The 13,236-nt window shown below is 54.9% G+C and carries 12 protein-coding genes and 4 pseudogenes; 5 read left to right on the forward strand and 11 right to left on the reverse strand.

Annotated features, from left to right (window positions below; all coding sequences use genetic code 11):
* Positions 1-73: 73 nt before the first annotated feature.
* On the reverse strand, positions 74-328 hold the full coding sequence (locus OAN307_RS29395) for a hypothetical protein (RefSeq protein ID WP_217564383.1): 255 nt from the start codon (positions 326-328) through the stop codon (positions 74-76).
* 3 nt (positions 329-331) lie between these two features.
* On the opposite strand from OAN307_RS29395, the gene OAN307_RS28835 reads away from it, so the two are divergent.
* Positions 332-619 (forward strand): hypothetical protein, encoded by a 288-nt coding sequence (locus OAN307_RS28835; protein WP_051067959.1) that lies wholly within the window; start codon positions 332-334, stop codon positions 617-619.
* Between the two features lie 3 nt (positions 620-622).
* Here OAN307_RS28835 and OAN307_RS06325 read toward each other — a convergent pair.
* Positions 623-895, reverse strand: a pseudogene (locus OAN307_RS06325) (transposase); the annotation flags it as partial.
* Positions 896-1,030: 135 nt separating this feature from the next.
* Between OAN307_RS06325 and OAN307_RS06330 the strand changes: the two are divergent.
* Positions 1,031-2,400, forward strand: a pseudogene (locus tag OAN307_RS06330) (IS110 family RNA-guided transposase).
* Positions 2,401-2,602: 202 nt separating this feature from the next.
* Here the strand turns inward: OAN307_RS06330 and OAN307_RS25950 are convergent.
* The 3 genes and pseudogenes from OAN307_RS25950 to OAN307_RS25955 form a co-directional block, all read right to left on the reverse strand.
* Positions 2,603-3,511 (reverse strand): annotated as a pseudogene (locus OAN307_RS25950) (transposase); the annotation flags it as partial.
* Positions 3,512-3,678: 167 nt separating this feature from the next.
* A complete protein-coding gene (locus tag OAN307_RS06350) occupies positions 3,679-4,218 on the reverse strand; it encodes a pseudouridine synthase (RefSeq protein WP_015498986.1) in 540 nt (179 codons plus the stop codon).
* A gap of 315 nt (positions 4,219-4,533) precedes the next feature.
* A pseudogene (locus tag OAN307_RS25955) lies at positions 4,534-5,573 on the reverse strand (IS481 family transposase).
* Between the two features lie 251 nt (positions 5,574-5,824).
* Between OAN307_RS25955 and OAN307_RS29700 the strand changes: the two are divergent.
* The 3 genes from OAN307_RS29700 (at position 5,825) to OAN307_RS29710 (ending at position 6,874) form a co-directional block, all read left to right on the forward strand.
* The gene (locus OAN307_RS29700) at positions 5,825-6,106 is read left to right on the forward strand and encodes a hypothetical protein (RefSeq protein WP_245540979.1); all 282 of its coding nucleotides are present in this window, start codon (positions 5,825-5,827) and stop codon (positions 6,104-6,106) included.
* A 110-nt stretch (positions 6,107-6,216) separates the two neighbouring features.
* Positions 6,217-6,324, forward strand: coding sequence for a hypothetical protein (locus OAN307_RS29705; protein WP_245540980.1), 108 nt, complete (start codon positions 6,217-6,219; stop codon positions 6,322-6,324).
* 340 nt (positions 6,325-6,664) lie between these two features.
* Positions 6,665-6,874, forward strand: a complete 210-nt coding sequence (locus tag OAN307_RS29710) for a hypothetical protein (RefSeq protein ID WP_245540981.1) — start codon at positions 6,665-6,667, stop codon at positions 6,872-6,874.
* Positions 6,875-6,934: 60 nt separating this feature from the next.
* Here OAN307_RS29710 and OAN307_RS06370 read toward each other — a convergent pair whose 3' ends face one another.
* The 6 genes from OAN307_RS06370 to OAN307_RS06395 all read right to left on the reverse strand — a co-directional run bounded on the left by OAN307_RS06370 (position 6,935) and on the right by OAN307_RS06395 (position 13,170).
* Entirely contained in the window at positions 6,935-7,861 is a 927-nt protein-coding gene (locus tag OAN307_RS06370; protein WP_015498987.1) for an ABC transporter permease, read from the reverse strand.
* Positions 7,854-8,876 carry an ABC transporter permease gene (locus OAN307_RS06375; RefSeq protein ID WP_015498988.1) on the reverse strand — a complete coding sequence of 341 codons (1,023 nt, stop codon included), beginning with the start codon at positions 8,874-8,876 and terminating at the stop codon, positions 7,854-7,856. The genes OAN307_RS06370 and OAN307_RS06375 overlap by 8 nt, the downstream gene beginning before the upstream one ends.
* 31 nt (positions 8,877-8,907) lie before the next feature.
* Positions 8,908-9,303, reverse strand: a complete 396-nt coding sequence (locus OAN307_RS06380; protein WP_144055516.1) for a hypothetical protein — start codon at positions 9,301-9,303, stop codon at positions 8,908-8,910.
* Between the two features lie 61 nt (positions 9,304-9,364).
* Positions 9,365-11,086 carry a peptide ABC transporter substrate-binding protein gene (locus tag OAN307_RS06385; RefSeq protein WP_015498990.1) on the reverse strand — a complete coding sequence of 574 codons (1,722 nt, stop codon included), beginning with the start codon at positions 11,084-11,086 and terminating at the stop codon, positions 9,365-9,367.
* Positions 11,087-11,096: 10 nt separating this feature from the next.
* Positions 11,097-12,173, reverse strand: coding sequence for an ABC transporter ATP-binding protein (locus OAN307_RS06390; RefSeq protein ID WP_044044511.1), 1,077 nt, complete (start codon positions 12,171-12,173; stop codon positions 11,097-11,099).
* Positions 12,166-13,170: an ABC transporter ATP-binding protein gene (locus tag OAN307_RS06395; RefSeq protein WP_015498992.1), complete on the reverse strand. Its 1,005-nt coding sequence runs from the start codon at positions 13,168-13,170 to the stop codon at positions 12,166-12,168. Before OAN307_RS06395 ends, OAN307_RS06390 begins: the two co-directional genes overlap by 8 nt.
* Positions 13,171-13,236: the final 66 nt, after the last annotated feature.

The raw sequence follows: 13,236 nt of genomic DNA on the forward strand, positions 1-13,236 counted from the left end.
TTGCCGCGTAAAGCCCTCGAGAGCAGCATTGGCGGTACAACCCCGCGTTCTGCGCTACAATTGATCCCCTGGATCAATTGCTTGGTTCAGCCCGCCGCAGCGCCTCAATCATCAGCGCCTTCAATCCGCCATGTGGCTGAGCGTAGATCGCAGCATAGATCGCTTCGTGGCTAATGCGCTGACTGAGATCATCTAGATGCATGAGCCGTAATCTGGCCGCGATCTGCTCTGGCGACCAGCACCAATAGATCAGACGGTTGCGCACCCAATCATAAAACGGGGCACCAGGGGCCAGCTTCCGCCGCCGACCAGAGCGCCGTTGTGCCATATCATGAGCACGCCGCGCCTCCTGGGGATCGTAGCAACCGGACGCGCCGCCCCGCTTCAATTCATGCCCGATGGTGCAATCATAATCTGGACTGCGTCCAGCGGTATTGGTGGCAGCCAAACTGCGAACCAATGGGGCGCAAATTACGAAGGCACGCTCTCACTTCCGGGCGAGACCTACGAAGTGTCTGGATCACTTGACGGAATATTTTTGGGCAATCGCACCAGCAGCCCCCTACCAAAAGATATCGTCAAACGGCAATCCCCCATTTTTAATGGGGCTCGGCCGTAGAATTCACGTGGCTGTTTTCAGTTTCATTGCGGGCGTTATGCCGCCGATGCCCGTGTTGGGTCTCTCATTGTTGTAAGTCCAGAGCCATTCTGTCGCCTGGTTTTGGGCCTCCTCAATCGTTTCAAAGATGTACTGGCTCAACCATTCGCCGCGAACGGTGCGATTGTATCGCTCGATATAGGCATTCTGTTGAGGTTTGCCTGGCTGGATGTGTTCAAGCCGAACACCGTGCTTTTCAGCCCATGTCATCAAGGTCCCGCTGATATATTCTGTGCCGTAACACCTTCGGAATATCGCTAATTTAAGGCTATGACTGCCTGCGCAGCCCCAAATAACGCAGCAGGTGGTCATAGCCGTGCCTCAGGTCCCTACGGTGGTTTTGTACAAACCACACCGCAAAGGAGACCAACTATGACCGATATCATTATTACACAAACTGCGCCCGTTTTGGTGGCCATCGATATCTCGAAGGCCCGCGACGAAGTTCTCATTGCTATTGCGGACAAGAAGCGCTGCCGTCGTTTGACTGTTCTGAACCAGCTAGACGACTTCAATCGTCTAATCACATCGCTTGCCTGCTACGGCCGCCCTGTCCGTGTAGCTTTTGAAGCAACGGGTAATTATCACCGTGCCTTGGCTTATCATCTTGCCGCAGCAGGTTTTGAGTTGAAGTTGGTGTCATCTGTGGCCCTGGCCAGAACGCGAGAGGCCTTGCACAACAGTTGGGACAAAAACGACCCTAAGGATGCCCAGGTCATTCTTCACATGATGGAGATCGGGAACGAGCAGTTTTATCATGACCCCCTCGTGCGTGGCACTAACGACATCCAAGAGCGTTCCAAAACGCATGACATCGTATCCAAGTCGAAGACCGAGTTGTGGCACCGAGTTGTGGCACCGAGTTGTGGCACCGAGTTGTGGCACCGAGTTGTGGCACCGAGTTGTGGCACCGAGTTGTGGCACCGAGTTTTAACCCATTATCTGCCGCTGTATTTTCCTGAAGCTGATCGTTTCCATCGCAGTTCTCGCAGTGACTGGTTCTTTGCTTTCCTTGAACGTTATCCGTCACCACACTTGATCTCAGCCATGAGCAAGGAGGCATTCATCGCTGACGCTTGGGATGTGGTGGGCCTCAAGGTTGCAAAAGAGCGTTTACTTTCAGATATCTACGAGACTGCCAAAGTATCAGTCGGACTGCCGGTTGCCGCAGATTCCGACGCGATAAGCATGTTCCGCTTGGTTCTCGGGGAAGGCCGCAGTCTTATCGCGCAACGCAATCAAATTGAAGATCGCGCCGTCGCGCTTCTCAAGGACCTACCAGATTATAAGCTACTGACATCGATACCTGGAATCGGTCCCATCAATGCTTTGACAATTTTGGCAGAAGCTGGGGATGTACGGCGCTTTCGTCATCACCGGCAGTTTTTGAAGTTCTGTGGAATGGACCTTGCGACTATGCAATCAGGTACATTCAGAGGGCAAACCAAACTGTCAAAATATGGCAATGCTCGGCTTCGTCGAACGCTTTGGATGGCTGGACAGGTTGCTATTCTGCAGCGCACCAACAGCTTCCGCGACAAGTTCGAGCGCTACATCGCCAAAGACCGTCACAACACCCATTTGCGCCGAAAGGCGTACACCGCAATCGCAGCGAAGATGGCCCGAACCGTTCATGGGATCATCAAGCACGGCGAACCATATCGCCCCTTCTTTGAGGGGTGATCGACAGCAGTAGGACCTTTCTCTGTAAGGGCCGTGGAGGCAGACAACTGACCTCGTAGATAATGTTTAGGCCTTCTGCTCAACGACCCAAAGATCTCGTCTTAAGGACGGTGAGAGCCGCAAAAGCGTACTCTGTGTTTGTTATGGGAGAGACAGTTCGTTGACCAAAATGCCAAACTGAGCAATGCTTCTAACGTGTCGAGACGCCTCGATGCGACAATAACCTGACGCCAATTCAGCTAATCATTCCGCGCATAGGACGTTATCGACACGTATGGTTTGGGGTTTGCCGCGCCACTCGATGATCTGGTTCAGGCTCCGGACGACGCGTTCTGCGGGCAGCGAGAAGTCCACGTCAATGCACAAGCCTTCACGATTGAAGTCATCCAAGACGTTAAGAGTTCGGATTGATCTGCCGTCTGCAAGCTGATCCGCCATGAAATCCCCTCTCATTGATTGCACAGCAATCAACTGCCGGGCAGCGATAGACCAGGTCTCGTTTGGTGCATCAGGCACCGCTAACGGCTCGGGTTTGTCACGTTTGAGGCGATTTTTTGGCTTGATCCGCAGGTTCAGCTCCAGTTCACAGTAGATCCGCCTGACGGCCAGTGGGATACACGCGTTTGTGGTTCCAGCCGTAGCCCTGCACGTTGCGTAAATATAAAAAACACAACCCAAAGCCCCACGTGCGCTTGTTCTTGGTCAGGCGTTCCAGCCAATCTGCTCTCTCCTCATTCTCATCACTCAAGATCGGGCTGTACCGATAGCAGGTCTCGCTAATTTGGAAGGTACGACAGGCAAGTGCGATACTTGTGCCCCGCTGCATGACTGCATTCATGGCCATCCACTGGCCGGCAGGTGAATGGCACATTCACCGAGAGGGAATCGTCGGTGAGACGGCCTTAGCGCTTTATTCCGAGCGCCTCCTTCAGAAGATCGTCTCGGACATACTCATCGCAGCATACATCCTCTTGAGACGGCGGTTTTGCTCGGCCATGTCCTTCATCTCGGTGATCAAGGACGCATCCATGCCGCCGAACTTGGCACGCCACTTGTAAAACTGGCGCTACTCATCCCATGCTCCCGACACAGCTCAGAGACCGGCGTACCGCCCTCCGCCTGCTTCAAAATGCCCATGACCTGTGCGTCGCTAAATCGTGCTACCTTCATCAAAAAATCTCCTCAGATATCTTGCGGAGAAAATTCTACCTTTAAACACCACTAATTTTAGGGGGAATTACCAAACGAATATACGGCGTTGATCTAGACGGAGTCTCAGTCGAATCGGATGGTGATAACGCGCAGTTCGGGATTGAGGTTGTTGGAACCAACCCTGGCTAAGAGCTACGCCATTGACCCTGACTGATCCCATCAAGGGTCCAACTGCCGACGGACCAACGCACAAGGCGCAGGCACGGAAAGCCTAGTGCTGCGCACATGCGCCGGACCTGACGGTTGCGGCCTTCGGTTATAGTGACTTTAATCCAAGTGTCGGGGATCGATTTGCGAACGCGCACGGGCGGGTCGCGCAACCACAGATCAGGCGGGTCGATCAGGTGCACCCGTGCGGGCAGGGTTGGGCCATCCTTCAGCGACAGGGATGCGCGCATTGGGTCAAGATCGGCGTCGGTCGTGTCGCCTTCAACCTGCACCAGATAAGTCTTTGGCGTCTTGAATTTTGGGCTGGAAAGTTGGGCCTGTAATTTGCCGTCATCGGTGAGCACGAGCAAGCCTTCGCTGTCCCGATCCAGCCGGCCAGCCGCGTAGACGCCTTTGGGCAGATCGAAGCCGGACAGGGTTGGCCGCTCGGTCGGGCATTTGGCATCGGTGAACTGCGTTAGCACGCCGAAAGGTTTATTGAACAGGATTGTGGTCATAGGGGTTGGTAGCCTGTCGAGTGCTGTGTGTGAAGAGATCTTGCGATCCGCGCATGCTGCGGGCGCGGCGCAGGTTTTCTTTGAAAGTCTGTTCGTAAGGTCAGCAAGGGAGGAGGGGCGCTGCCCCGCCCTAAGCGGGCCCCCCAGGATACTTATGAAACAAAGACAATGTGAGCAGGAAAAGCCTGGCGGCGCGCATTTTTCCTATTGTGTGAATCTTTGATTGGGCGGGTCAGACGCTAACGTGTGCGCCTCTGTCCCTTCAAGATAAGGGCTATTATGCGACGGTAACGTCTCCTTTTGGAAGTGAGCAGTCTAAGTGTTCGGTCCCGGCATCTGTTGGATCGGATTAACGATGAATCTTTCTGGTTCTGAAGTCCCTATCTTGCAGATGTATTCGTACGGCGTCAGGCCGTTGAGCGTCTTCAGCCTTCGAGCGAAATTGTAGGCCGCTATGAAGTCTGCGAGATGGGTGTGCAGCTGATCATTCTTGTCGTAGTGATGCCGCCTGACCGTTGCGTCCTTGATCGTGCGGTTCATCCGCTCAACCTGGCCATTGGTCCATGGATGGTTGGGCTTGGTCAGCCGGTGCTCAATCCTGTTGGCATCGCAGATCATGTCGAACCGCATAGGCCGTGAATATGGTGTGTTCCGGTTACGTGGTTGCTCACAAAATTGAATGCCATTGTCCGTCAGAATTGTGTGGATCTTGTATGGCACCGCTTCCAGCACAGCCTCCAGGAACTCCCAGGCCGTCTTGCGATTTGCTTTTTCTACAAGCCGTGCCACGGCAAACTTGCTGGTTCGGTCCCTCTCGTGACATCGCTTTGCGATTCACTGCCGGGCAATGAATGGCAACAAAGAGATAAAGTTTTCCTTCGTTGGTGCGCAACTCTGCAATGTCGATATGAAAATATCCGATCGGATAGCGTTTGAACTTTTGTCGTTTCGGCTTGTCGCCCTCCATATCTGGCAGTCGGGATATCCCATGCCGTTGCAAATAACGATGCAGGGAAGATCGCGTCCCCCTCTCATTGCTTGCTCCGCAAGCAACTGCCGGGCAATGGATGTGGGATAGTTGGCTGCAAGGCATAAAGACAATCATCCAGCGGTAGGAGCGTATGACGTCGAAAAGAGACGATCATCGCCTCTTCACCCGCGCTGAGAACGGTCGAACTGGGGTCCGTGGGGCCAGTCTTGCGGTCTTCTACAGTTTTGCGCTTGCGCCATTTGGAGACCGTTTTGACATTTATACCAAGTTCTCGACTCAAAGCTGCGGTCGTAGCTTGCGATCGCTGTATTGTTGCTCTGATGGCGTGCGTAGTCGTGGCGCAGCCATGACGTATTTGTCCCATAATGCTTCCTTACATTCCAAAGAATAGATCGCACCATCAAACCATGGGATCAAAAACCTAGGTAAAATGAAGTTTTGCCTACGGTGGATGATCCATCATGGCCGGGTCTGTTTGGAGATGACCAATGATGATGCTTTATATGGATGCTGAAGCGTCGTCCCTGCTTTAAGTGTTGTGGATGAGGCCGTGTCGGATCAGGTTGGTGTCGCGGGGCATTTGACGTCGGCGTTTGACGATGTGGCTAAAACGCAATGTTCGATTACCCGACGACGGTCATGGATTTGAACCGTGTTGTGCAGCAGTACCACGCGTTAAAAGCAGGTCTTGGCGCGGCCGACATCCACTACGCGGTCAAAGCAAACCCCGCGCCCGAGACCATTGCGCGCCTTGTTGATTTGGGGTCGCATTTTGATGCGGCGTCGCGCGGTGAGATTGAATTGGGTTGGCCGCTGGCGAGAAGCCTCCCGATGTGTCCCTTGGCAACACGACCAAACGTGCATCTGACATTGCCGATGCGCCTGCCGCTGGAGTGACGCTATTTTCAACGGATGCGGCAGAAGAGATCAAGAAGATTGTGTAATACGCACCCGCTGCGCAAGTTTACATTTGGCTGATCGTTGAAAGCAGCGATGCTGAATGGCCGTTGTCGCGCAAGTTTGGCTGTGATATCAAAATGGCAATAGACTTGTTGGATCGCGCCCATACCCTTGGTCTTGATATGGTCGGGTTGTCGATCCACGTGGGGTCGTAAACGCGCAAAGTGTCAATGTGGGGCCCAACGCTGGACGAAATGGTTAAGATTTGGGATGCGGCGAAAGAGGCGGGTCATGCGTTTTCGTTGCTCAATATCGGTGGCGGCCTTCCGGCCTTTTACGAGCAGGATATAGAAGCGCCAACTGACTATGCGGCGCGCGTGATGGCCGAACTGGGTCGGGGGCCTCGTGGCGCAAGTGGAGTGCGATTGTTGCCGAAGTCATGTTGGCTTCGCGCAAGTCATCTCGCGATCTGCGCTGCTAGGTCTATCTGTCAATTTGTCGATTCAGTGGCTTGGCTGAAACCGAAGTTGACGCTTCCGTAATTTGATCACCAGGTTGCACGACGACGATCCTGTTGCGCCTTGTGTCTTTGCCGCACCGCCGTGTGACAGCGCCGATGTGTTGTATGAGAAACAGCCGATGTTGTTGCCAGTGACGTTGAAGGCGGGCGACGGGATCGTGAACCGCAATTGTGACGCCCATACCAGCAGTTATTCGTCTGTTGGTTTCAACGGCTTTCCGCCGCTGGACGTTTTGGTGATCTGAATTTGAAAAGGCCGCGCTGGTACCAAATCCCTGCGCGGCCTTTCTGGTTCGCAGACCTTGTTACAATCCGCGGATTCGTGGATCAAGTGCGTCGCGCAGCCCGTCGCCCATGTAATTCACCGACAGCACTGTTAACGAAATCGCGAGGCCGGGCCACATCACCCGCGCGGGCGATTGTTGCATGAAGTCGGTCGCGTCAAACAGCAGGCGGCCCCACGTCGGGAAGTCTGGTGGAAAGCCAAGGCCAAGGAAGCTAAGCGCGGACTCAGTAATGATCGCGGTGGCGATGCCCAGCGTGGCAGAGACCATGATCGGAGACATCACATTTGGCAGGATATGGCGCAGGATCATCTTACCAGGGCGGGTGCCGATGGAGCGCGCAGCAAGGACAAATTCGCGTTCTTTCAGCGCCAGAACGTCGCCGCGCACGATGCGGGCTGTGGGCATCCATGACGTGATGCCGATCGCCGTCACGATCAGGATAAAGATGCCGGTTTCAGGACCAAAAGTGCTGGAAAGCGGTTGGCGAAACAGCATCACCATGACCAGCAATAACGGCAGCAGCGGCAGGGCGAGAAACAGGTCGGTGATGCGCATCAAGATCCCGTCAATACGTTTGAAATAGCCTGCGAGGACGCCGACGAGTGTGCCGAGAAACAGTGCCAGCCCCATCGCCGTGAGGCCAACGGAAATCGAGGTTTGCCCGCCTGCCATCATCCGCGCCATCATATCGCGGCCCAATTGGTCGGTGCCAAAGGGGTGTACCCATGTAGGGCCTTGGTTGCGCGCGCGTACGTCGATGTAGGTTGGATCGATGCTCCACAAATAGGGGCCCAAGTAGACGGCGAAGACCACGAAGAAGAAGAAGGCCGCGCCAAAAAGCGCACCCTTGTGGGTCTTGAACTGGTCCCAGACGTCCCACCATTGATTGCGGGCCACGATATCATCACGTGCGTCGTCGCGGTTATCCATGCTGGTATCAGTCATAGCGGATCCTCGGGTCTAGAATGCCGTAAAGAATGTCAGCGATCAGGTTAAAGAACACGACCATCACAGCGAAGATAAAGGTGACAGTTTGCACCATCGGCAAATCACTTGCCTGAATTGATACGATCAAAAGCTGGCCAATGCCGTTCACCTTGAAGATTTGTTCGGTGATGATGGCGCCGCCAAAGACGGCGGGGATGCCAAGGGCAATGACGGTGACCACGGGGATCATAGAGTTACGAAGTACGTGGCGCAGGACCACGACGGATTCTGTCATGCCTTTGGCGCGCGCTGTTCTCACGTAATCTTGGTTGAGGTTGTCGAGCATAGAGGCACGCATAAAGCGGCTGATCTGCGCGGTTGTTTGCAGGGCAAGGACCATGACGGGCAGCACCATCTGGCGCACTTGCTTACCAAAATTAGCCCAGCTGTCGATGATCAATGTGGTGTCGTAGATCGACGGGAACCACCAGAAACTGTCGTTGGGCATCATCACGGTGAACAGGATAATCATCAGTACGCCGGAAAAGAATGGTGGGATCGAAAAGCCGATCATCGACACGAATGTGCCCGCTTGGTCAAACACGGAATACTGTTTGTAGGCGGATATGATGCCGATGGGCAGGGCGATCAGCACGCCGACGATATAAGCAAGACCGACGACCATAATAGTTTGGGGCAGGCGTTCGAATATTGTGTCCAGCACCGGCGCGCGGGTCTGCCATGAGATTAGGCGTACGGTATCAGGGGTGTCAATCCAACCTACTAATTCGGAAAGGTAAAAAAGCGGTTCAGACCAGATCATCTGTTTGAGCCACAGCAAATACCGGATGTGCACAGGTTCACCCATACCAAGTGACTGGCGGATTTGTTCGCGGACCTCTGGCGGGATCGTCAACGGCAGTGACGCCGTTGGATCACCGGGCGCGAGGTCGAGCAGTAAAAAGATGATGAGCGAAATGAAGAACAGCGTCGGGATCGCCGTCAGCAAACGCCGGAGGGTGTAGGTCAGCATGGGCGGGCCTTTGGGTTGCGTTTGGCGCGGATCATGAAGCTGCGCGATCTGCGTAAGTTGCGAGCCAGGTGTTGGGGTTGGGCTGGTCGAAAGCGTACAGAAAACCCTCGGATGTTGGTGTGTGCTCCATCCTGTATTCTTTATAAGGCGGCTTGTGGACATCGCCGTATTGAATTGAAACCAATTGGTCTTCTAATAATGCGCTATCGTTTTGGAACGTCAGGGGTAAGGGCGTCATGACGCCCCATGCATTGATGACCGCCGAGACGTGGGTGTCATTTAAGATCACAGAAAAGCTTTCTGCCGAGGCTTGGCACTGCCTGTTTTCGCAAGATTGGAATGTGATACAGTCCAGTTGGCCAGCCAACTCCCCGAGTGGAGCGAGCAGAAATAAGAGGGCGAACGAGCAGGGCTGCATGAAATTCAAATCTTTCAGAGAGTAAGGAGAGGGTGGGCATCGCTGCCCACCCCGTTGTTAACGCGTGTGATTACTCACCGGAGCGGTACCAGCTTGCGATGTTCCACAGTTCAGAATCCCAATCGGAGATTTTGATGCCGCCAAGTGTGTTGGCATGTGCAGATACGCCGCCACGGTGAACCAGCGGGATGATGGAATACGACTGCATCAGCATGTCGTTCATCTGCTTCACGACCGCAGCACGGGCGTCGATACCAGCAGTTGATGCCAGTTTAGTTGCAAGGGTGTCATATGCAGGATCACAGAAACGCTGCATGTTGGATCCCTGCCACTGGCTTTCCGGGGAAGGCCATTCTTTACAGGTCCAGTTGGCCATATAGGCTTCCGGGTCTACGCCTGCGAAGTTGTTTGTGTACATCTCAACGTCTGCAAAGAACTTCTGGAACGTATCCGGGGATGCCGGATCGCCGCCAAAGAACACGGACGCGTCAATGTTGCGCAAATCCGCCTGAATGCCAAGTTCGCCCCACCACTGTTTGATCAGTGCTTGAGCATCCTGGCGCACCGCATTTGTCGATGTCTGGTAGGACACAACCAGTGGGATGCCGTCGAATTCACGGATACCGTCCCCGTCGCTGTCAACGATGCCTGCTTCGTCCAGCAAGGCTTTTGCACCTTCCATGTCCGGTGTCAGGCAGGCGTCGTTTGCTGTGGACGCGTAGATCGCGGGTGCAGGCAGCACGTTACAAGTGGGCTGGCCACCAGCGCCGTACCCGATTTCAACCAACAGGCTACGATCAATGGCCATGGACATGGCTTGACCGATGATGCGATTGGTCAGGAACGGGTGTGGACCGCCATCGGCAGTGGCACGAAGATCGCCCAAGGCCGGATCAGGGTTCGTCTGGTTAAGGTGCAAACGTTCAACGGATGTACCAAACGCAGTCACGACAGTGCCGAGGCCTGCGGATTCCATGTCAGACAGAACTGTTGGGTCGATCTGCAAGTTCCAAGCGTAGTCAAATTCGCCAGTTTCCAGAACAGCACGCGCTGCTGAGGCTGCATCGCCGCCCCCTTTGAACAGAACGTTCGAAAAGGCAGGTTGACCTTCGATGCGGAAGTTTTCGTTGGCAGAGAACTGGATCACGTCGTTGGCTTTGAAATCGTCAACAACGAAAGGGCCTGTGCCGATGGGACCAAAGTTCGCATCCACACAAGTTGGTGCAGCAGCGCCAAGACACCCAGCGAACTGTGCCGCTTGGATGATCGGGGATTCAGACCCAACCAATGCTGTGTACGGGAACGGCTTTGGGGCATCAAAGGTGATCAGAATCGTCAGATCGTCCACCGCTTCAACGGATTTAACGCCGTCAAAATAAGATGCCTGCGCGCAACCGCCGCCTTCTGCGGTGCAATACTGCCATGTGAATACAGCGTCAGCAGCCGTGAGCGGCGTACCGTCAGACCACAAAACACCTTCTTGTAGCGTCCATGTGATGGATGTCAGGTCTTCGGCAACGCCGCCGTTTTCGACCGTTGGGATTTCAGCTGCAAGCCAAGGCAGCAATTCGCCTGTGTTGCTGAAACGGCCAAGGGATTCCAGCACGAGGGATGCGGATTCAACTTCTTTTGTGCCGCCCGACAGATACGGGTTCAGCGTCGAAGGTGCCTGCCAATAGATGATGTTAAGCTGGCCATCGCGACCGCGCTCGCCCTCATGGCCATCGGCGATTGCCATTGGCGCGAAAGCGACTGCTGCAGTGGCGCCCAGTAGGGCTGTTCTTAAGTTCATTTGGTCTCTCCTAGTTGGTGGAATTGTTGGTATTGCTCAGGCTCTGTCGGTCTGATGCCTCTGATGCGGCCGTTGAATCGGCGCTTGATGTAACGTTGTTGTAGTGGTGACAGGCGACAAAGCGTCCTGGCAAAACTTCGCGGTAATCTGGTTCCGTTTGATGGCACATGTCCATGACCGCCGGACAACGGGTGCAAAAATTGCACCCCTTTGGCGGATTGGCGGGGGACGGCACATCGCCGGTCAGGATCGTACGTTCCATACTGTCATGTAATTCAGGGTCAGGTTCGGGCACGGCCGACAGCAACGCCTTGGTGTAGGGATGCAAGGGGTCGGCATACAGCACCTCACGCGGGGCGAGTTCGACGATCTTGCCCAGATACATGACCGCCACACGGGTCGCGATGTGGCGCACCATGGACAGATCGTGGGAAATGAATAGGTAAGTCAGTCCATATTCTTTTTGCAGGTCTTCCAGCAGGTTCACGACCTGCGCTTGGATCGACACGTCGAGCGCAGCGATGGGTTCGTCACACACGATGAACTTGGGATTCAGCGCAAGGGCCCGCGCGATGCCGATGCGCTGGCGTTGGCCACCCGAAAACGCATGCGGATAGCGGCCTGCGAATTTACGGTTAAGCCCAACCTGATCCATCAAATCATGAACCTTGTCGCGCTTTTCGTCCTTTGACAGAGTCGTGTGTTCATCCAGCGGTTCCTGAATGATCGCCTGCACAGTCATGCGCGGGTTTAGCGATGCCTGCGGGTCTTGGAACACCATCTGCATGTTTGGACGTTTGGTGCGCAAATCCTTTTGCGGTGTGTCACCGATCTCCATCCCATCAATGCTGATCGCCCCGTCGGTGATGTCATAAAGCCGCAAAATGGCGCGCCCGCAGGTGGATTTACCGCAACCGGATTCCCCAACCAACCCCAGTGTTTCGCCCTCATAAATATCGAACGATACCCCATCAACGGCTTTGACGGTGCCAGTGTGGCGGCGAAAAAGCCCTGAATAGATCGGGAAGTGCATCTTGAGGTTATTGACCTCAACCAGTTTGGTATCGGCTTTTGGTGCGTCAAACATCGCGGGGCCCTCCGGTTCGTGCGTCATGAAAACACGCGGCGTCATGGCCGTTTCCAACATCGTAACGCGGCGGATTTTGCTGCGCGCAGCGGTCAAACGCCACATCACAGCGGTCGCGAAACGGGCAGGCGGTGGGGGATGCGCCAAGGATCGGCGGCTGTCCTTCGATGATCTCAAGCCGGTCTTCACGTTGGCCGAGAACACGTGGCACTGTCTTTAAAAGCGCGCGGGTATAGGGATGCTGCGGGTTCTTGAACAATTCGCGCGTCGGCGCCTGTTCAACGATCTGCCCACCATACATCACAACCACACGGTCCGCGATGCCCGCCACAACGCCAAGGTCGTGGGTGATCCAGATTATGGCCATGCCAAGACGGTCCTGCAATTCTTTCATTAGTTCAAGGATTTGCGCTTGGATGGTGACGTCCAGCGCCGTTGTAGGTTCGTCGGCGATCAAAACCTGCGGATCACAGGCCAGCGCAATCGCGATCATTACGCGTTGGCGCATACCGCCGGAAAACTGGTGCGGATAATCTTTCAGACGTTGCGGTGCGTCCGGTATGCCGACGAGTTCGAGCAGTTCCCGCGCGCGCACGGTTGCCTGTTTCTTGGTCATCCCCATGTGCTTGCGCAGGGGTTCCATGATTTGCATGCCGACATTGTAGACGGGATTCAGCGATGTCATCGGGTCCTGAAACACGAAGCCAATTTTGCCACCGCGCACTCCGCGCAAAGTTTCCGCGTCAATCTGCAACAGGTCTTGCCCATCAAACATCACTGTGCCGCCACGAATCTCGGCAGGCGGCGTGGGCAGCAGGCCCAGCAGGGACATCATGGTGACGGATTTGCCGGATCCACTCTCCCCGACGACGCCCAAAAGCTCACCTGGTTTGAGATCAAAGCTCACGTCATTGACGGCGTGGACCTCCCCGCCGCGAATTTTGAATACAGTTTTTAATCCCCGAACGTCGAGAATTGGCAGCGCCCCATCGGGCATAGGCGACCCCCCCCGTTAAAGTGGTCTTAGTGGTTGTTTTTATTGCGGGGACCGTCTGCGCGACCC

The sequence above is a fragment of the Octadecabacter antarcticus 307 genome (assembly GCF_000155675.2).
GTDB lineage: Bacteria > Pseudomonadota > Alphaproteobacteria > Rhodobacterales > Rhodobacteraceae > Octadecabacter > Octadecabacter antarcticus.